This window comes from Pseudomonas sp. 13B_2.1_Bac1 (assembly GCF_025466155.1).
GTDB lineage: Bacteria > Pseudomonadota > Gammaproteobacteria > Pseudomonadales > Pseudomonadaceae > Aquipseudomonas > Aquipseudomonas aylmerensis.
Genome location: NZ_JANLOH010000114.1, coordinates 47,741 through 65,647, shown reverse-complemented (window position 1 = coordinate 65,647; position 17,907 = coordinate 47,741). Strand labels below are relative to the sequence as shown.

Genomic DNA, 17,907 nt, shown 5'->3' with positions numbered 1-17,907 from the left:
TTGGGGGTGCTCCTTCTTCCCCGATTACCAGACAACTCTGGCATAACACTTGCTCTTGCCTTTCCGTAGATCTATGAATCCCCGAATAGTGACGGATTATTGGCATGGCGAAGAGCGACGACGCAGCAAAAGCACCCGCAGGCAAAGGAAAGCTCAAGCTTATCCTGTTGATAGTCCTGGGCCTGCTCCTGGCCATCGGCGCCTCGGTGGGTGGCACCTGGTACATCATGCACAGCAGTGCAAGCAAACCGGCACCCGCCGCCGAAACCGCCAGTAACGTCAAGCAACCGGCAATCTTCGAGCCGATGCTCCCGGCCTTTGTCGCCAACTTCAACCAGAACGGGCGTCAACGCTACCTGCAGGTGAGCATCACCTTGCTGGCGCGTAACCAGGCGGACCTGGATGCTCTCAAGGTGCATATGCCGGTGATCCGCAACAACCTGGTGATGCTGTTCTCCGGACAGAGCTTCGACACCCTCGCCACCCCGGTGGGCCAGGAAATGCTGCGCCAGAAGGTCACTGCCAGCGTGCAGGAAGTGGCCCAGAAAGAGCTCGGCAAAGTGGTGGTCGAACAGGCGCTCTTCACTAACTTCGTATTGCAGTAGGATCACGACATGGCCGTGCAAGACCTGCTGTCCCAGGATGAAATCGACGCGCTGCTGCATGGCGTGGATGATGGTCTGGTACAGACCGAAATGGCTGCCGAACCCGGCAGCGTCAAAAGTTATGACCTCACAAGCCAGGATCGCATCGTCCGTGGACGCATGCCGACCCTGGAAATGATCAACGAGCGTTTTGCCCGCTACACCCGTATCAGCATGTTCAACATGCTGCGCCGCTCGGCGGACGTGGCGGTGGGCGGCGTGCAGGTGATGAAGTTCGGTGAATACGTGCACTCGCTGTACGTGCCCACCAGCCTCAACCTGGTCAAGATCAAGCCGCTGCGCGGTACCGCGCTGTTCATCCTCGACGCCAAGCTGGTGTTCAAGCTGGTGGACAACTTCTTCGGCGGCGACGGCCGTCACGCCAAGATCGAAGGCCGTGAATTCACCCCGACCGAACTGCGGGTGGTACGCATGGTGCTGGAGCAAGCCTTCATCGACTTGAAGGAAGCCTGGCAGGCGATCATGGAAGTCAATTTCGAGTACATCAACTCGGAAGTAAACCCGGCCATGGCCAACATCGTCGGCCCCAGTGAGGCCATCGTGGTGTCGACCTTCCACATCGAACTCGATGGCGGTGGCGGCGACCTGCACGTGACCATGCCGTACTCGATGATCGAACCGGTGCGCGAGATGCTCGATGCGGGCTTCCAGTCCGACCTCGACGACCAGGACGAGCGCTGGGTCAAGGCCCTGCGCGAAGACCTGCTCGACGTCGACGTGCCCCTGAGCGCCACCGTGGCCCGTCGCCAGTTGCGTCTGCGAGATATTTTGCACATGCAGCCGGGGGACGTGATCCCGGTCGAATTGCCGGAAGAAATGATCATGCGCGCCAATGGCGTGCCGTCGTTCAAGGTCAAGCTGGGGTCCCACAAGGGCAACCTGGCTTTGCAAGTGGTTGAGCCGATCAACCGTCGCTGATCCCTAATTTATGAATGTTTGCTCCGCCGAGGACATGTAATGGCTACCGAACACGAAAACACTTCCGCCGAAGACCAGGCCCTGGCTGACGAATGGGCAGCTGCCCTGGAAGAAACCGGCGATGTTGGCCAGGACGATATCGACGCACTGCTGGCGGCCGACGCGGCCACCGCACCGGTCGGCAATCGCCTGCCGATGGAAGAATTCGGCAGTGTGCCGAAGAACAACGACCCGGTGACCCTCGATGGCCCGAACCTGGACGTGATCCTCGACATCCCGGTCTCGATCTCGATGGAAGTCGGCAGCACCGAAATCAACATCCGCAACCTGCTGCAGCTCAACCAGGGCTCGGTGATCGAGCTCGACCGCCTGGCCGGTGAGCCCTTGGACGTGCTGGTCAACGGCACGCTGATCGCCCACGGCGAAGTAGTGGTGGTCAACGAGAAGTTCGGCATCCGCCTGACCGACGTGATCAGCCCGAGCGAACGCATCAAGAAGTTGCGCTGAGATGAAGTATTCGATGGCGGGACTGTTGTCGGCGCTGCCATTGAGCGCCCTGGCGGCTGAGCCGGTCGCGCAAGCGGCGGCTGCGGCGCCAGTGGTGAGCAGCGGCATCGGCGGCCAGTTGACCCAGTTGGTATTGGGGTTGTTGCTGGTGGTCGGGCTGATCTTCGTGCTGGCCTGGCTGATGCGCCGCGTGCAGAACGTCGGGCCGGGCAACACCCAGGTGATCGAAATGATCGGCTCGCGCGCCCTCGGCCCGCGTGATCGGCTGGTGCTGGTGCAGGTCGGTGGGGAACAGATCCTGCTGGGCCTCACACCCGGCCGCATCACCCCGTTGCATGTGCTCAAGACGCCGGTGGACGTGGCCCAGACCCAGGCCACCACACCGGAATTCGCCCAGCGCCTGATGGAGTTGCTGGGCAAGGATCAGAAGGATAAGAAGTAATGCGCGTTTTGTTGACGCTCATGCTGTTGCTGGCCGCGCCACTGGCGTTCGGCGCCGACCCGTTGTCGATCCCGGCGATTACGCTGGGCACCAATGCGGCGGGGGCCCAGGAGTATTCGGTCAGTCTGCAGATCCTGCTGATCATGACTGCGCTGAGCTTTATCCCGGCGTTCGTGATGCTGATGACCAGCTTCACGCGGATCATCATTGTGTTCTCGATCCTGCGCCAGGCCCTGGGCCTGCAGCAGACACCGTCGAACCAGATCCTCACCGGCATGGCCTTGTTTCTGACGCTGTTCATCATGGCGCCGGTGTTCGACAAGGTGAACCAGCAAGCCCTGCAGCCTTACCTGGCGGAAAAAATGACCGCCCAGGACGCGATCGACAAGGCCCAGGGCCCGATCAAGGACTTCATGCTGTCGCAGACCCGCTCCAGCGACCTCGAGCTGTTCATGCGCCTGTCCAAGCGCACTGACATCGCCACCCCGGACCAGGCGCCGCTGACCATCCTGGTCCCGGCGTTTGTCACGTCGGAGTTGAAGACCGCGTTCCAGATCGGCTTCATGATCTTTATCCCGTTCCTGATCATCGACCTGGTGGTGGCGAGCGTGCTGATGGCCATGGGGATGATGATGCTGTCGCCGCTGATCATCTCGTTGCCGTTCAAGATCATGCTGTTTGTGCTGGTGGACGGCTGGGCGCTGATTATCGGCACCCTGGCCGGCAGTTTCGGCGGAGTGTAGGGCCATGACCCCAGAAGTTGCCGTCGACCTGTTCCGTGAAGCGCTGTGGCTGACCACCATGATGGTCGCCGTGCTGGTGGTGCCGAGCCTGTTGGTTGGCCTGCTGGTGGCGATGTTCCAGGCCGCGACCCAGATCAACGAACAGACCTTGAGCTTCCTCCCGCGCTTGCTGGTGATGCTGATCACCCTGATCGTTGCCGGCCCCTGGCTGGTGCAGACCTTCATGGAATACATCCTGCAGTTGTACGGCAGTATTCCGCAGTTGATCGGCTGACCCGATGCAGTCTTTGCTGGCATTGACCGACACCCAGATCAGCACCTGGGTGGCCTCCTTCATCCTGCCGCTGTTTCGCGTGACGGCGGTGCTGATGAGCATGCCGGTGTTCGGCACCACCCTGGTCCCGCGCCGCGTGCGCCTGTACTTCGCGGTGGCGATTACCGTGGTGATCACGCCGGGCTTGCCGGCCATGCCGCCGGTCAATGCGCTGGACCTCAGCGCGCTGATGCTGATCGCCGAGCAGATCCTGATCGGCGCGTTGCTGGGCTTTTCCCTGCAGCTGTTCTTCCAGGCATTCGTGATTGCCGGACAAATCATTTCGATCCAGATGGGCATGGGCTTCGCGTCCATGGTCGACCCCACCAACGGCGTGTCGGCGGCGGTGATCGGGCAGTTCCTGACCATGCTGGTGACGTTGCTGTTCCTGGCCATGAACGGCCACCTGGTGGTGTTCGAGGTGCTGACCGAAAGCTTCACCACCTTGCCGGTGGGCTCGGGCCTGGTGGTCAATCATTTCTGGGAAGTGGTCGGGCGCCTCGGTTGGGTGCTGGGCGCCTCGCTGTTGCTGGTGCTGCCGGCAATCACCGCGTTGCTGGTGGTCAACATCGCGTTCGGCGTGATGACCCGCGCGGCGCCGCAACTGAATATCTTCTCGATCGGCTTCCCGTTGACCCTGGTGTTGGGCATGGGGATTTTCTGGGTCGGCCTGGCTGACATTCTCAATCAGTATCAACCGCTGGCGACCGACGCCCTGCAGTTCTTACGTGATCTGGCACGGGCGCGCTGAGCCATGGCCGAGAGCGAGAGTGGTCAGGACAAAACAGAAGACCCCACGGAGAAACGCAAAAAGGACTCCAGGGAAAAGGGCGAGATTGCGCGCTCCAAAGAGCTGAATACCGTTGCGACCATGATGGCCGGCGCGGGCGGCCTGCTGATTTACGGCGGCGGCCTGGCGTTGGACTTGCTGGAGTTGATGAAGCACAACTTCACCTTGCCACGCGAGGTGCTGCTCAATCCCGATTCGATGGGTCAATACCTGCTGCACTCGGGCAAGATCGCGATCCTGGCGGTGCAGCCGATTCTGATCACCTTGCTGCTGGCCGCCTTGATCGGCCCGGTCGCCCTGGGCGGCTGGTTGTTCGCCGCCGGCAGCATGGCGCCCAAGTTCAGCCGGATGAACCCGGCGGCCGGGCTTAAGCGCATGTTTTCCGCCAAGGCGCTGGTGGAGCTGCTCAAGGCGTTGGCCAAGTTCATCCTGATTCTGTTCGTGGCCTTGACGGTGTTGTCGTCGGATATCGACGATTTGCTGCGCATCGCCCACGAACCGCTGGAGTCGGCGATCATTCACAGTGTGCAGGTGGTCGGCTGGAGTGCGCTGTGGATGGCGGCCGGGTTGATCATCATCGCGGCGGTGGATGCGCCGATCCAGCTGTGGGAAAGCCACAAGAAACTGCTGATGACCAAGCAGGAAGTGCGCGACGAGCACAAGGACCAAGAAGGTCGCCCCGAGGTCAAGCAGCGCATTCGCCAGCTGCAGCGGGAAATGTCGCAGCGCAAGATGATGGCCTCGGTGCCCGACGCCGACGTGGTCATCACCAACCCGACGCACTACGCCGTGGCCCTCAAATACGACCCGGAGAAGGGCGGCGCGCCGATGCTGCTGGCCAAGGGCAGCGACTTCACCGCGCTTAAAATCCGCGAAATCGCCGTGGCCAACGACATCCTGCTGCTGGAATCGCCGGAGCTGGCGCGATCGATCTTCTACTCCACCGACCTCGACCAGGAAATCCCCGCCGGGCTGTACCTGGCCGTGGCCCAGGTGTTGGCGTATGTCTATCAGATTCGCCAGTACCGCGCGGGCAAGGGCAAGCGGCCCGATCCGCTCAAGGACCTGCCCATCCCGCCGGAGCTGCGCCGCGATTCCTGACTGCTCGGCTGATGCGCGCTTTGTGGGGAGCGGGCTTTTTGTGGTGATAAGGCTTGTTGTGGCGAGCGGGCTTGCCCCGCGTTGGAGTGCGAAGCGCTCCCAATCCAGCCACCGCGGTCTAACAGTCAGACCGAGTCGCCAGGTTTCAGGGCTGCTCCGCAGCCCAACGCGGGGCAAGCCCGCTCGCCACAGTGAGTGCGTTCGCTACAACAAGCCCGCCCGCCGCATCCGCTACCACTCGTCGGCAACCCTCGTCTACCTGTCAACTTTGACAGTAGCCAGCGCCGTCCTCTCGCGCTTCCATGGCTCCCTACTGTGCACAGGTCATCCAGCGATGTAGAGGGCGTAGTGATGGAAGCGGTGATGGGCACGATCAAATCCTACAGCCGAAAAACCGGAAAAGGCCTGATTGCGCTGGATGGCGATGATGAGCCGGTGCATGTGGATCGCACCAGCTCAGCTGGCATCTGGCTCAAGAAAGGCTTGCGCGTGCAATTCGCGAGGATCCATTGCCCCCAAGGGGTGTATGCGTTCCATATCAAACTTATCTAGCGGCATGCATGCCTGGCTGTTGGCGGTGTGTTCACCGACCAATAATGTGGGAGCTGGCTTGCCTGCGATGACTGAGCTCAGCCTGGCCCTTCAGGTGGCTGACACACCGCCACCGTAGGCAAGCTCCTGCATTTGAAACGCGTTCCCCTCGACGATCGTCGCCCTGAAACCAAAGTTGGAAGGCTTCTTGCAATACCGCCTCCAGGACGCCTCCCGGCGTCAAAAGTTTGCTTCAAGGAAACGAGGAATACCGGTGGTGGATCGCTCTCAAATGCTCGGCACGGCCCGTACGACCCTGACTGACCTCTCGCGAGGCAATCTGGGTGTGCCGTTGTTGTTGCTGGTGATGCTGGCAATGATGATGTTGCCGATGCCGCCGTTCCTGCTGGACGTGTTCTTCACCTTCAACATTGCCCTGTCCGTGGTGGTGTTGCTGGTCTGCGTATACGCCCTGCGACCGCTGGATTTTGCGGTATTCCCGACCATCCTGCTGGTGGCGACCCTGTTGCGCCTGGCGCTCAACGTGGCGTCGACGCGCGTGGTAATGCTCCACGGCCAGGACGGCCACGCCGCCGCCGGCAAGGTGATCCAGGCCTTCGGTGAGGTGGTGATCGGCGGCAACTACGTGGTGGGTATCGTGGTCTTCGCGATCTTGATGATCATCAACTTCGTGGTGGTGACCAAGGGCGCCGGGCGGATTTCCGAGGTGAGCGCGCGCTTTACCCTCGACGCCATGCCCGGCAAACAGATGGCCATCGACGCCGACCTCAACGCCGGCCTCATTGACCAGAACCAGGCCAAGTCGCGCCGTCTGGAAGTGGCCCAGGAAGCCGAGTTCTACGGCTCCATGGACGGTGCCAGCAAATTCGTGCGCGGTGACGCCATCGCCGGCCTGCTGATTCTGTTCATCAACCTGATCGGCGGCATGGCGGTCGGGATCTTCCAGCACGGCATGACCTTCGGCGATGCCGGCAAGGTTTACGCCTTGCTGACCATTGGTGACGGTTTAGTGGCGCAATTGCCATCACTGTTGTTATCCACAGCTGCCGCGATCATGGTGACCCGTGCTTCGGGCTCCGAAGACATGGGCAAGCAGATCAGTCGCCAAATGTTCGCCTCGCCCAAGGCCCTGGCCGTGGCGGCGGGCATCATGGCGATCATGGGCATCGTGCCAGGCATGCCCCACGTGTCGTTCCTGAGCATGGCGGCCATGGCGGCCGGCGGTGCCTACCTGTTCTGGAAGAAGCAGAACGCGGTCAAGGTCCAGGCCCAGCAGGAAATCGCGCGCCAGCAGGAACTGCTGCCGTCGCCGGCCCGGGCCCAGGAAACCAAGGAGTTGGGCTGGGACGACGTGACCCCGATCGACATGATCGGCCTGGAAGTCGGCTACCGCCTGATCCCGCTGGTCGACCGTAACCAGGGTGGCCAATTGCTCGCGCGGATCAAGGGGGTGCGCAAAAAGCTCTCGCAGGACCTGGGCTTCCTGATGCCCACCGTGCATATCCGCGACAACCTCGACCTGGCCCCCAGCGCCTACCGCCTGACCCTGATGGGGGTGATCCTGGCCGAAGCCGAGATCTACCCGGATCGCGAACTGGCGATCAACCCGGGGCAGGTATTCGGCAGTCTCAACGGCATTACCGCCAAAGATCCGGCTTTTGGTCTGGACGCGGTGTGGATCGAAATCAGCCAGCGCAGCCAGGCGCAGTCCCTGGGGTACACCGTGGTGGACGCGAGTACCGTGGTCGCCACCCACCTCAACCAGATTCTGTACAAGCACTCCCATGAGCTGATCGGCCACGAAGAAGTCCAGCAATTGATGGGTTTGCTCGGCAAAGCCTCGCCAAAACTCGCCGAGGAACTGGTGCCGGGCGTGCTGTCGCTCTCGCAACTGCTCAAGGTCCTGCAGGCGTTGCTGGCCGAGCAGGTGCCGGTACGCGATATCCGCAGCATTGCCGAGGCTATCGCCAACAATGCCGCCAAGAGTCAAGATACTGCCGCCCTGGTGGCTGCAGTGCGCGTCGGATTGTCGCGCGCAATCGTCCAAAGCATTGTAGGGCTTGACTCTGAGCTGCCTGTGATCACCTTGGAACCAAGGTTGGAACAAATATTGCTCAATAGTATTCAGAAGGCAGGACAAGGCCAGGAAGAGGGCGTTCTGCTGGAGCCAAGCATGGCTGAGAAGCTGCAGCGTTCGTTGATCGATGCCGCGCAGCGCCAGGAAATGCAGGGCCAACCAGTGATCCTGCTGGTGGCCGGCCCCGTCCGGGCGATGTTGTCGCGGTTTGGGCGCCTGGCAGTACCGAATTTGCACGTTTTGGCTTATCAGGAAATTCCTGACAACAAGCAAGTGACTATCGTCGCGACAGTAGGGCCCAACGGCTGAGGGTAGTGGGTTATGCAAGTTAAGCGTTTTTTCGCCGCCGATATGCGTCAGGCCATGAAACTGGTTCGTGATGAGCTGGGCGCCGACGCCGCGATTATCGGTAACCGTCGTATTGCCGGCGGTGTCGAGCTGACGGCTGCCCTGGATTACACTCCCCAGGCCCTGGCCCCGCGCGTCCCGAACATGGAACTCGAAGACGAGCTGCGCAAGACGGCCTCGCGCATTGTCTCGGCCCAGGCCGAACTGAGCATGCGTGGCGACAGCGACGCCACTACCAACCGCCAGTTGTTCGCCGGCCTGCCGCTGACCGCTGCCGAGCCGCTGGTCGAGCCTACCTTCGTTGAACCCCCGCGTCCTGCAGCGCCGGCCCCGGCCGCCGCAGTCGACCAGCGCGTGTTCGACTCGATGCGCTTTGAACTCAATGGCCTGCGCGAGCTGCTGGAAGTGCAACTCGGCTCCCTCGCCTGGAACCAGCTGCAAGGCAGCAAGCCGCAACAGGCCAACCTGTGGCGTCGCCTGCAACGCATCGGCCTGTCCGGCCCGTTGTCGCGCGACCTGCTGGCCCTGACCACTGAAATCGAAGAACCTCGCCAGGCCTGGCGCATGTTGCTGGCCCACTTGGCGCGGATGATCGTCACCCCGGAAATCGAGCCGCTGGAAGAGGGCGGTGTGATCGCCATGGTCGGCCCTGCCGGCATGGGCAAGACCACCACCCTGGCCAAGCTGGCCGCCCGTTACGTGCTCAAGTACGGCGCGCAGAATATCGCGCTGGTGAGCATGGACAGCTACCGTATTGGTGCCCAGGAACAGCTCAAGACCTTGGGCCGGATCCTCAATGTGTCGGTGACCCATGTCGACCCGGGCCAATCCCTGGCCAACGCCCTCGACCCGCTGCTGCGCAAGCGCGTGGTGTTGATCGACACCGCCGGCCTGCAAGCCAGCGACCCGGCGTTGCGCATGCAGCTGGAAAGCCTGGCCGGGCGCGGCATCAAGTCGAAAAATTACCTGGTGCTTGCAACCACCAGCCAGAAACAGGTTCTTACCGCTGCGTACCATAGCTACAAACGCTGCGGCCTGGCCGGCTGCATCCTCACCAAGCTCGACGAAACCGCGAGCCTGGGCGAGGTGTTGAGCCTGGCCATCAGTCATGAGTTGCCGGTCGCCTACCTGACCGACGGCCCGCGGATTCCGGATGATCTGCATCTGCCGCGCCGTCATCAGTTGGTCAGCCGTGCAGTCAGCGTGCAAATGCAAGAAGAGCCTAGCGAGGAAGCGATGGCCGATATGTTCGCCGACCTCTATCACAGCCCGGCAAAGCGGGTGGGTTGAGGGCAGGATGAACACCGTGAAATGTACCTACATCGATGGTCTGCAAGCGATTCACGCGGCCAAGCCATGTAGCCTGCGTCTAAGCAAGACAAGGTAAAGAAATAAAATGGGCAGCATGCATCCCGTACAGGTGATCGCGGTGACCGGCGGCAAAGGTGGCGTCGGGAAAACTAACGTGTCAGTGAATTTGTCCCTGGCCCTGGCAGAGCTTGGCCGTCGCGTCATGCTGCTGGATGCTGACCTGGGGCTGGCGAACGTCGACGTTCTGCTGGGGCTGACGCCCAAACACACGCTTGCCGATGTGATCGAAGGGCGCTGCGAGCTGCGCGACGTGCTGCTGCAGGGCCCTGGCGGTATCCGCATCGTGCCGGCCGCCTCCGGCACCCAGAGCATGGTGCACCTGAGCCCGGCGCAGCATGCCGGCCTGATCCAGGCGTTCAGCGATATCGGCGACAACCTCGACGTGCTGGTGATCGACACCGCCGCCGGGATTGGCGAGTCCGTGGTCAGCTTCGTGCGCGCTGCGCAGGAAGTCCTGTTGGTGGTCTGCGATGAACCCACCTCGATCACCGACGCCTATGCCCTGATCAAACTGCTTAACCGTGACTACGGCATGAACCGCTTCCGCGTGCTGGCGAACATGGCCCAGAGTCCACAGGAAGGGCGCAATCTGTTCGCCAAGTTGACCAAGGTCACGGATCGCTTCCTCGATGTCGCCTTACAATACGTCGGCGCAGTTCCCTACGACGAGTGTGTACGCAAGGCTGTGCAAAAGCAGCGTGCAGTCTACGAAGCGTTCCCTCGTTCCAAATGCGCCTTGGCGTTCAAGGCTATTGCCCAGAAGGTCGATACCTGGCCGTTGCCTGCCAACCCTCGGGGGCATCTGGAGTTTTTCGTCGAGCGATTGGTGCATCAGACGAGCGCAGGACCGGTGCTATGACATCCAGCGGCTACAACCTTTACAAGAAATCGGCACGTGACAGCCAGGGTGAATTGATTGAGCGCTATGCGCCGCTGGTCAAGCGCATCGCTTATCACTTGCTGGCACGCCTGCCCGCCAGCGTCCAGGTCGAAGACCTGATCCAGGCGGGCATGATCGGCCTGCTCGAAGTGTCGACCAAATACGACGCGAGCAAGGGCGCGAGTTTCGAGACGTATGCGGGTATCCGCATCCGTGGCGCGATGCTCGATGAAGTGCGTAAAGGTGACTGGGCGCCGCGTTCGGTGCATCGCAATACGCGCATGGTCAGTGACGCAATTCGCGCAATTGAAGCAAAAACCGGTCGCGACGCTAAAGATCACGAAGTTGCGGCCGAACTCCAATTGAGTCTCGACGATTACTACGGGATTTTGAACGATACCTTGGGCAGCCGCCTGTTCAGTTTCGACGACCTGTTGCAGGACGGCGAACACGAAGGGCTGCACGAGGACGGCGCGAGTGCTCATCTGGAGCCGTCGCGCGACCTGGAGGATGAACGCTTCCAGGGTGCGTTGGCGGACGCGATTGCCAATTTGCCGGAGCGTGAGCGACTGGTGTTGGCGCTGTACTACGACGAAGAGCTGAACCTCAAGGAAATCGGTGAGGTCCTGGGGGTCAGCGAATCGCGGGTCAGCCAGTTGCACAGCCAGTGCGCAGCCCGCTTGCGGGGGCGTTTGGGAGAGTGGCGAGCGCGCTGACAGGCAGTGTTGGGGAGCACTGCAAACCACACCGCGAGGGTGATTGACCCTCGCGGGATCGGCCCGTGGTGCCCCCGGCAGTCCTTTTTGTGTAATGCCTGTTGATTGAAATGGCGCGTCCAGGTGCTGGGCGCGTTTAAGACTGCTTGGAGGTCGAATTGGACAAGAACATGAAAATCCTCATCGTTGATGACTTCTCAACGATGCGGCGGATCATAAAAAACCTGTTGCGTGACCTTGGGTTCACTAACACGGTCGAGGCGGATGACGGCATTACGGCGATTCCGATCCTCAACAGCGGGAGCATCGACTTTCTGGTAACGGACTGGAACATGCCGGGCATGACCGGTATCGACTTGCTGCGCCATGTGCGCGCCGACGAAAAACTGCGCAGCCTTCCCGTGCTGATGGTGACCGCCGAAGCCAAGCGTGAGCAGATCATCGAAGCCGCCCAAGCCGGGGTCAACGGTTACGTGGTCAAGCCATTCACTGCATTGGCCTTGAAAGAGAAGATCGAAAAAATCTTCGAACGCATCCACGGCTAATGCCATCGCGGGGGAGCTATGGAGCATAAAGAAACGTCACAGGGAGACTTTGAGTCGACCCTGAAAAAGCATGCTCACCAGTTGGTCGACAGCCTTGAAAAAGGCCAGTTCGGCGACGCGGTGCAGTTAATCCATGAGCTCAACCAGACCCGTGACCGCGGCCTGTATCAGGAAGTGGGCAAGCTCACACGCGAGCTGCACAGTGCGATTGTCAATTTCCAGATTGACCCGCACATGCCCCAGGCCGAAGAAATTTCGCAAATCACCGACGCGACCGAACGCCTGTCCTATGTGGTCAGGCTGACTGAAGCGGCGGCCAACCGCACCATGGACCTGGTGGAAAACGCCACGCCTCTGGTCAATGGCATGGCCACCGAAGCCCAGGCCCTGAGCCACGATTGGGGCCGCTTCATGCGCCGCGAAGTGGGGGCTGAGGAGTTTCGTGAACTGGCGCGTCGGGTCGACGGATTCTTGTCACGCAGCGAGCAGGAAAACCGCACGGTTTCCAGCAACCTCAATGACATTCTGCTGGCCCAGGATTACCAGGACCTCACCGGCCAGGTGATCAAGCGTGTGACCCAGTTGGTCACCGAAGTGGAAAGCAACCTGCTCAAACTGGTGCTCATGGCCGGCCAGGTAGACCGTTTTGCCGGCATCGAACATGACCGTGAAGCGATCCTCTCGGAAAAAGATCCACAAAAACATCTCGCCAAGGGTGAAGGTCCGCAGATTCATGCCGATAAACGTGAAGACGTTGTGTCAGGTCAGGATGACGTAGATGACCTGTTATCCAGTTTAGGCTTCTAAGGAGCACCCACATGAGCTTCGGCGCCGATGAAGAAATCCTTCAGGATTTCCTTGTAGAGGCCGGCGAAATTTTAGAGCAACTGTCCGAGCAACTGGTCGAGCTGGAAAGCCGTCCGGATGATGCGAACCTGCTCAATGCAATTTTTCGCGGTTTTCACACTGTAAAAGGGGGCGCCGGCTTCCTCCAGCTCCATGAGCTGGTGGAGTGCTGCCACATCGCCGAGAACGTGTTCGACATCCTGCGCAAGGGTGAGCGTCACGTTGACTCGGAATTGATGGACGTGATTCTCGAAGCACTGGATGCGGTCAACGGCATGTTCAGCGAAGTCCGCGAACGTGCCCCGATCACTGCGGCCACCCCGGAACTGCTCGCCGCCCTGGCGCGCCTGGCAGAACCGGCAGACACCTCGGCAGCGCCCGTGGCGCAAGCTGAGCCTGCGCCTGTGGCAGAGCCTGAAGCGGATGTGACGGACAGCGAGTTCGAGCAGTTGCTCAACTCCCTCAATGCGGTGAAAGCCGAGGCTGAAGCGCCTGCTGCAGCCGCGCCACAAGCGCCGACCAGCGAAGACATTACCGACGCAGAATTTGAATCCCTGCTCGACCAGCTGCACGGCAAAGGCCAGTTCGCGGCCGACGCCGTGGCCCCTGCCGCCGCTGCGGATGCGCCTGCCGCGTCGACCAGCACCGACATCACCGATGACGAATTCGAAGCACTGCTCGACCAACTGCATGGCAAAGGTACCTTCGCGGCCGACGCCTTGCCGGAAGTCGCCGCGACTGCCACTGCGCCGGCCGCTGCGGCAGAACCTGCGGGCGACGGTCTGATCAGCGACCACGAGTTCGAATCCCTGCTCGACGAATTGCACGGCAAGGGCAAGTTCAGCGAAGTGGCTCCGGCTGCCGCCGCGACCGCCACCCCGGTGGCGGCAAAACCGGCGCCGGCCAAGGCCGCTGCACCTGCTGCCAAACCGGCCCCGGCACCTGCCGCCGCCCCGGCTGCTGCTCGCGCGCCGGCCGCTGCCGTGGCCGAGAAGCCGGCCAGTGAAGCCGAAACCACCGTGCGGGTCGATACCGCGCGCCTGGACGACATCATGAACATGGTCGGCGAACTGGTGCTGGTGCGTAACCGCCTCGTGCGCCTGGGCCTGAGCAGTGGCGATGAAGCCATGCAAAAGGCCGTGTCGAACCTCGACGTGGTCACCGCCGACCTGCAGACCGCCGTGATGAAGACGCGGATGCAGCCGATCAAGAAAGTCTTCGGGCGCTTCCCGCGTCTGGTTCGCGACCTGGCACGCCAGCTCAAGAAAGAGATCAACCTGGAACTGGTGGGCGAAGAGACCGACCTCGACAAGAACCTGGTCGAGGCCCTGGCCGATCCGCTGGTCCACTTGGTGCGCAACGCCGTCGACCACGGCGTCGAAACCCCGGAAGAGCGCGAAGCTTCGGGCAAGTCGCGCAACGGCAAAGTGATTCTGGCGGCCGAGCAGGAGGGTGACCACATCCTGCTGTCGATCACCGATGACGGCAAGGGCATGGACCCGACCATCCTGCGCAATATCGCGGTCAAGCGCGGCGTGATGGATAAGGACGCCGCCGACCGCCTGACCGACACCGAGTGCTACAACCTGATCTTCGCCCCAGGCTTCTCGACCAAGACCGAGATTTCCGACGTGTCCGGCCGTGGCGTCGGCATGGACGTGGTGAAGACCAAGATCAGCCAGCTCAACGGCTCGATCAACATCTACTCGACCAAGGGCCAGGGTTCGAAGATCGTCATCAAGGTGCCGTTGACCCTGGCGATCATGCCGACCCTGATGGTGATGCTGGGCAACCAGGCGTTCGCCTTCCCGCTGGTCAACGTCAACGAAATTTTCCACCTCGACCTGTCGCGCACCAACGTGGTGGACGGCCAGGAAGTGGTGATCGTGCGCGACAAGGCGTTGCCACTGTTCTACCTCAAGCGCTGGCTGGTGGCATCGGCCAAGCATGAAGAGCAGCGCGAAGGCCATGTGGTGATTCTCTCCGTGGGCACCCAGCGTATCGGCTTCGTGGTCGATCAACTGGTGGGCCAGGAAGAAGTGGTCATCAAGCCTTTGGGCAAAATGCTGCAGGGAACCCCGGGCATGTCGGGTGCGACCATCACCGGTGACGGTCGGATCGCGCTGATTCTGGATGTTCCGAGCATGCTCAAGCGTTACGCCGCTCGGCGTATTTGATTCTGGTGGGGCAGGGCGGTTTGCCCGCCCCGTCTAACGGAGTGTTTATGGTAGTCAAGGTCCTGGTGGTGGACGATTCGGGTTTCTTCCGCCGCCGCGTCTCGGAAATTCTTTCCGCCGATCCAACGATTCAAGTGATCGGCACGGCCACCAACGGCAAAGAGGCGATCGATCAGGCTATCGCGTTGAAGCCCGACGTGATCACCATGGACTACGAGATGCCGATGATGGATGGCATCACGGCTGTCCGTCACATCATGCAGCGCTGCCCGACCCCGGTGTTGATGTTCTCCTCGCTCACCCACGAAGGCGCCCGGGTCACCCTGGATGCGCTGGATGCCGGTGCGGTGGACTTCCTGCCGAAGAATTTCGAAGACATCTCGCGCAACCCCGAGAAGGTCAAGCAACTGCTGTGCGAGAAAGTCCACAGCATTTCCCGCAGTAACCGTCGCAGCCTGTTCAGCACGCCTGCACCTGCACCTGCACCTGCACCGGTTGCGGCGCCGGCCCCGGCCCCTGCGTTTGGTCGACCTGCGCCTGCGCCCGCCCCGGTGGCTCGGCCTGCCGTGGCCCCGGCCCGCGCTCCGGCGCCCAGCGCCCATTCGCCCGCGCCCAAGCGCAAGGCCTACAAGCTGGTCGCCATCGGTACCTCCACCGGCGGCCCGGTGGCCTTGCAGCGCGTGTTGACGCAATTGCCGGCCAACTTCCCGGCGCCGATCGTGTTGATCCAGCACATGCCGGCGGCCTTCACCAAGGCCTTCGCCGAACGCCTGGACAAGCTCTGCCGCATCAGCGTCAAGGAAGCCGAGGATGGCGACATCCTGCGTCCAGGCCTGGCGCTGCTGGCGCCGGGTGGCAAGCAGATGATGGTCGACGGGCGTGGTGCGATCAAAATCCTGCCGGGCGACGAGCGCCTCAACTACAAGCCGTGCGTGGACATCACCTTCGGTTCGGCGGCCAAGTCCTACGGCGACAAAGTTCTGGCGGTGGTGCTCACCGGCATGGGCGCCGATGGCCGTGAAGGCGCACGCCTGCTCAAGCAGGGCGGCAGCGCGATCTGGGCCCAGGACGAAGCCAGCTGCGTGATCTATGGCATGCCCATGGCGATCGTCAAGGCTGACCTGGCCGACGCCGTCTACAGCCTGGACGAGATCGGCAAGCATCTGGTGGAGGCCTGCCTCTGATGGATGTATTGAGCCTGATCGGCATCATCATGGCGTTTGTCGCGATCATCGGCGGCAACTACCTCGAAGGCGGCCACCTCGGCGCCCTGGCCAACGGCCCGGCGGCCTTGATCGTGATCGGCGGCACGGTCGGCGCGGCCCTGTTGCAGTCGCCCTTGAGTTCGTTCAAGCGCGCCATGCAGATCCTGGTGTGGATTATTTTCCCGCCACGCGTGGACCTGCCCGGCGGCATCGACCGCGTGGTCAACTGGAGCCTCACCGCCCGCAAGGAAGGCCTGCTCGGCCTGGAAGGCGTGGCCGATGCCGAGCCCGACAGCTACGCGCGCAAAGGCCTGCAATTGCTGGTGGACGGCGCCGAGCCGGAAGCGATTCGCAGCATCCTGGAAGTGGATTTCTACACCCAGGAAAGCCGCGACATCAACGCGGCCAAAGTCTTTGAAAGCATGGGCGGCTACGCGCCGACCATCGGCATCATCGGTGCGGTGATGGGCCTGATCCACGTGATGGGCAACCTGGCCGACCCGTCGCAACTGGGCAGCGGCATTGCCGTGGCGTTCGTGGCCACCATCTACGGTGTCGCGAGTGCCAACCTGGTGCTGCTGCCGGTGGCCAGCAAGCTCAAGTCCATCGCCATGCGCCAGTCGCGTTACCGCGAGATGTTGCTCGAAGGCATCCTGTCGATTGCCGAGGGTGAGAACCCGCGGTCGATCGAATTGAAGCTCCAGGGCTTCATGGATTGATGAACATGGCTATCGACTTGTGGCGAGCGGTCACATGATTTACGTAAAGAGAGGTGTCAGCCTGTGAGCCGTCGCCGTCGCGAGCCTGAAGAGCACGTCAACCACGAACGCTGGCTGGTGTCCTACGCGGACTTCATCACCTTGCTGTTCGCGTTTTTCGTGGTGATGTACTCCATCTCGTCGATCAACGAAGGCAAGTACAAAGTCATTTCCCAGGCGCTGATCGGGGTATTCAACGACGCCGACCGCGCCCTCAAGCCGATCCCCATTGGCGAGGAACGGCCCAAGACCGTGACCCCGGCCAAGCCGCTGGTCAATGACAGCGATGAAACCGCCGCCGGCGTGGGTGGCACCAGTGACCCGCTGAAAAGCATTGCCGACGACATCAGCGCCGCGTTCGGCGACCTGATCAGTTCCAATCAGATGACCGTGCGCGGCAATGAGTTGTGGGTGGAGATCGAACTCAACTCCAGCCTGCTGTTCGCCAGCGCCGATGCAATGCCCAGCGACCAGGCGTTCACCATCATCGACAAGGTGGCGGCGATCCTCAGGCCGTTCGAAAACCCGATCCATGTGGAAGGCTTTACCGACAATTTCCCGATCAGCACCGCGCAGTACCCGACCAACTGGGAGCTGTCGTCGGCGCGGGCCGCGAGCATCGTGCGCATGCTCGCGATGCAGGGCGTAAACCCCGGGCGCCTGGCCTCGGTGGGCTATGGCGAGTTCCAGCCGGTGGCCAACAACGCCACGGTGGAAGGCCGCGCGCGCAACCGCCGGGTGGTACTGGTGGTCTCGCGCAACCTGGATGTGCGCCGCAGCCTGACCGGTACCGGCACTGCCAATGCAACACCGGACGCGGCCTTGAAGCGGGCTGGCACACAAACTGCACCGGCCCCTGCAAAGCCGCCGGTGCGTCAGAGTGCCGTCAATTCTCCGTCGCCGGCTCAATAACCTTATGCAATGTCTCGGTCGCGCCTGTGCCTGCCGGGAGG

At 61.8% G+C, this 17,907-nt stretch carries 19 protein-coding genes; all 19 read left to right on the top strand.

Features of this window, described 5'->3' with window-relative positions; genetic code table 11:
* The first annotated feature begins 104 nt into the window (after positions 1 to 104).
* The 19 genes from fliL to motD all read left to right on the top strand — a co-directional run bounded on the left by fliL (position 105) and on the right by motD (position 17,866).
* On the top strand, positions 105 to 605 hold the full coding sequence (gene fliL / locus NTD80_RS29890) for a flagellar basal body-associated protein FliL (RefSeq protein ID WP_065909816.1): 501 nt from the start codon (positions 105 to 107) through the stop codon (positions 603 to 605).
* A gap of 9 nt (positions 606 to 614) precedes the next feature.
* A complete protein-coding gene (gene fliM / locus NTD80_RS29885) occupies positions 615 to 1,583 on the top strand; it encodes a flagellar motor switch protein FliM (RefSeq protein ID WP_065909818.1) in 969 nt (322 codons plus the stop codon).
* Positions 1,584 to 1,622: 39 nt separating this feature from the next.
* Positions 1,623 to 2,090 carry a flagellar motor switch protein FliN gene (fliN, locus tag NTD80_RS29880; RefSeq protein WP_003214557.1) on the top strand — a complete coding sequence of 156 codons (468 nt, stop codon included), beginning with the start codon at positions 1,623 to 1,625 and terminating at the stop codon, positions 2,088 to 2,090.
* A gap of 1 nt (position 2,091) precedes the next feature.
* On the top strand, positions 2,092 to 2,532 hold the full coding sequence (fliO, locus tag NTD80_RS29875) for a flagellar biosynthetic protein FliO (RefSeq protein ID WP_262135814.1): 441 nt from the start codon (positions 2,092 to 2,094) through the stop codon (positions 2,530 to 2,532).
* Positions 2,532 to 3,275, top strand: coding sequence for a flagellar type III secretion system pore protein FliP (fliP, locus tag NTD80_RS29870; protein ID WP_016976565.1), 744 nt, complete (start codon positions 2,532 to 2,534; stop codon positions 3,273 to 3,275). Before fliO ends, fliP begins: the two co-directional genes overlap by 1 nt.
* 4 nt (positions 3,276 to 3,279) lie before the next feature.
* Positions 3,280 to 3,549 (top strand): flagellar biosynthesis protein FliQ, encoded by a 270-nt coding sequence (gene fliQ, locus NTD80_RS29865; protein WP_003214552.1) that lies wholly within the window; start codon positions 3,280 to 3,282, stop codon positions 3,547 to 3,549.
* A gap of 4 nt (positions 3,550 to 3,553) precedes the next feature.
* Positions 3,554 to 4,339 carry a flagellar biosynthetic protein FliR gene (gene fliR / locus NTD80_RS29860; protein ID WP_065909822.1) on the top strand — a complete coding sequence of 262 codons (786 nt, stop codon included), beginning with the start codon at positions 3,554 to 3,556 and terminating at the stop codon, positions 4,337 to 4,339.
* Between the two features lie 3 nt (positions 4,340 to 4,342).
* Positions 4,343 to 5,479, top strand: coding sequence for a flagellar biosynthesis protein FlhB (flhB, locus tag NTD80_RS29855; protein ID WP_065909824.1), 1,137 nt, complete (start codon positions 4,343 to 4,345; stop codon positions 5,477 to 5,479).
* A gap of 351 nt (positions 5,480 to 5,830) precedes the next feature.
* Positions 5,831 to 6,031 (top strand): cold shock domain-containing protein, encoded by a 201-nt coding sequence (locus NTD80_RS29850; RefSeq protein ID WP_262135812.1) that lies wholly within the window; start codon positions 5,831 to 5,833, stop codon positions 6,029 to 6,031.
* Positions 6,032 to 6,302: 271 nt separating this feature from the next.
* Positions 6,303 to 8,417 carry a flagellar biosynthesis protein FlhA gene (gene flhA, locus NTD80_RS29845; protein WP_216864328.1) on the top strand — a complete coding sequence of 705 codons (2,115 nt, stop codon included), beginning with the start codon at positions 6,303 to 6,305 and terminating at the stop codon, positions 8,415 to 8,417.
* A gap of 12 nt (positions 8,418 to 8,429) precedes the next feature.
* Positions 8,430 to 9,746: a flagellar biosynthesis protein FlhF gene (gene flhF, locus NTD80_RS29840; protein ID WP_065909827.1), complete on the top strand. Its 1,317-nt coding sequence runs from the start codon at positions 8,430 to 8,432 to the stop codon at positions 9,744 to 9,746.
* A gap of 106 nt (positions 9,747 to 9,852) precedes the next feature.
* On the top strand, positions 9,853 to 10,686 hold the full coding sequence (gene fleN / locus NTD80_RS29835; RefSeq protein ID WP_003192912.1) for a flagellar synthesis regulator FleN: 834 nt from the start codon (positions 9,853 to 9,855) through the stop codon (positions 10,684 to 10,686).
* Positions 10,683 to 11,423 (top strand): RNA polymerase sigma factor FliA, encoded by a 741-nt coding sequence (fliA, locus tag NTD80_RS29830; protein ID WP_065909829.1) that lies wholly within the window; start codon positions 10,683 to 10,685, stop codon positions 11,421 to 11,423. The genes fleN and fliA overlap by 4 nt, the downstream gene beginning before the upstream one ends.
* 170 nt (positions 11,424 to 11,593) lie before the next feature.
* A complete protein-coding gene (locus tag NTD80_RS29825; protein ID WP_015885173.1) occupies positions 11,594 to 11,968 on the top strand; it encodes a chemotaxis response regulator CheY in 375 nt (124 codons plus the stop codon).
* Between the two features lie 18 nt (positions 11,969 to 11,986).
* Positions 11,987 to 12,775 (top strand): protein phosphatase CheZ, encoded by a 789-nt coding sequence (locus NTD80_RS29820; protein WP_065909831.1) that lies wholly within the window; start codon positions 11,987 to 11,989, stop codon positions 12,773 to 12,775.
* 11 nt (positions 12,776 to 12,786) lie between these two features.
* Positions 12,787 to 14,991 (top strand): chemotaxis protein CheA, encoded by a 2,205-nt coding sequence (locus tag NTD80_RS29815; protein ID WP_262135811.1) that lies wholly within the window; start codon positions 12,787 to 12,789, stop codon positions 14,989 to 14,991.
* A gap of 47 nt (positions 14,992 to 15,038) precedes the next feature.
* Positions 15,039 to 16,175 (top strand): chemotaxis response regulator protein-glutamate methylesterase, encoded by a 1,137-nt coding sequence (locus NTD80_RS29810; RefSeq protein WP_262135810.1) that lies wholly within the window; start codon positions 15,039 to 15,041, stop codon positions 16,173 to 16,175.
* Entirely contained in the window at positions 16,175 to 16,915 is a 741-nt protein-coding gene (locus NTD80_RS29805; RefSeq protein ID WP_010208778.1) for a flagellar motor protein, read from the top strand. The genes NTD80_RS29810 and NTD80_RS29805 overlap by 1 nt, the downstream gene beginning before the upstream one ends.
* Positions 16,916 to 16,978: 63 nt before the next feature.
* Positions 16,979 to 17,866, top strand: coding sequence for a flagellar motor protein MotD (gene motD / locus NTD80_RS29800; RefSeq protein ID WP_065909838.1), 888 nt, complete (start codon positions 16,979 to 16,981; stop codon positions 17,864 to 17,866).
* Positions 17,867 to 17,907 lie beyond the last annotated feature (41 nt).

What these genes read in the sequence shown, in the direction of transcription:
- flhA (WP_216864328.1), top strand. Translation starts at nt 6,303, where the DNA reads ATGCTCGGCACGGCCCGTACGACCCTGACTGACCTCTCGCGAGGCAAT.
- fliM (WP_065909818.1), top strand. Translation starts at nt 615, where the DNA reads ATGGCCGTGCAAGACCTGCTGTCCCAGGATGAAATCGACGCGCTGCTG.
- fliR (WP_065909822.1), top strand. Translation starts at nt 3,554, where the DNA reads ATGCAGTCTTTGCTGGCATTGACCGACACCCAGATCAGCACCTGGGTG.
- NTD80_RS29850 (WP_262135812.1), top strand. Translation starts at nt 5,831, where the DNA reads ATGGAAGCGGTGATGGGCACGATCAAATCCTACAGCCGAAAAACCGGA.
- NTD80_RS29825 (WP_015885173.1), top strand. Translation starts at nt 11,594, where the DNA reads ATGAAAATCCTCATCGTTGATGACTTCTCAACGATGCGGCGGATCATA.
- fliA (WP_065909829.1), top strand. Translation starts at nt 10,683, where the DNA reads ATGACATCCAGCGGCTACAACCTTTACAAGAAATCGGCACGTGACAGC.
- flhF (WP_065909827.1), top strand. Translation starts at nt 8,430, where the DNA reads ATGCAAGTTAAGCGTTTTTTCGCCGCCGATATGCGTCAGGCCATGAAA.
- flhB (WP_065909824.1), top strand. Translation starts at nt 4,343, where the DNA reads ATGGCCGAGAGCGAGAGTGGTCAGGACAAAACAGAAGACCCCACGGAG.
- NTD80_RS29810 (WP_262135810.1), top strand. Translation starts at nt 15,039, where the DNA reads ATGGTAGTCAAGGTCCTGGTGGTGGACGATTCGGGTTTCTTCCGCCGC.
- fleN (WP_003192912.1), top strand. Translation starts at nt 9,853, where the DNA reads ATGGGCAGCATGCATCCCGTACAGGTGATCGCGGTGACCGGCGGCAAA.
- NTD80_RS29820 (WP_065909831.1), top strand. Translation starts at nt 11,987, where the DNA reads ATGGAGCATAAAGAAACGTCACAGGGAGACTTTGAGTCGACCCTGAAA.
- fliN (WP_003214557.1), top strand. Translation starts at nt 1,623, where the DNA reads ATGGCTACCGAACACGAAAACACTTCCGCCGAAGACCAGGCCCTGGCT.
- fliP (WP_016976565.1), top strand. Translation starts at nt 2,532, where the DNA reads ATGCGCGTTTTGTTGACGCTCATGCTGTTGCTGGCCGCGCCACTGGCG.
- fliO (WP_262135814.1), top strand. Translation starts at nt 2,092, where the DNA reads ATGAAGTATTCGATGGCGGGACTGTTGTCGGCGCTGCCATTGAGCGCC.
- NTD80_RS29815 (WP_262135811.1), top strand. Translation starts at nt 12,787, where the DNA reads ATGAGCTTCGGCGCCGATGAAGAAATCCTTCAGGATTTCCTTGTAGAG.
- NTD80_RS29805 (WP_010208778.1), top strand. Translation starts at nt 16,175, where the DNA reads ATGGATGTATTGAGCCTGATCGGCATCATCATGGCGTTTGTCGCGATC.
- fliL (WP_065909816.1), top strand. Translation starts at nt 105, where the DNA reads ATGGCGAAGAGCGACGACGCAGCAAAAGCACCCGCAGGCAAAGGAAAG.
- fliQ (WP_003214552.1), top strand. Translation starts at nt 3,280, where the DNA reads ATGACCCCAGAAGTTGCCGTCGACCTGTTCCGTGAAGCGCTGTGGCTG.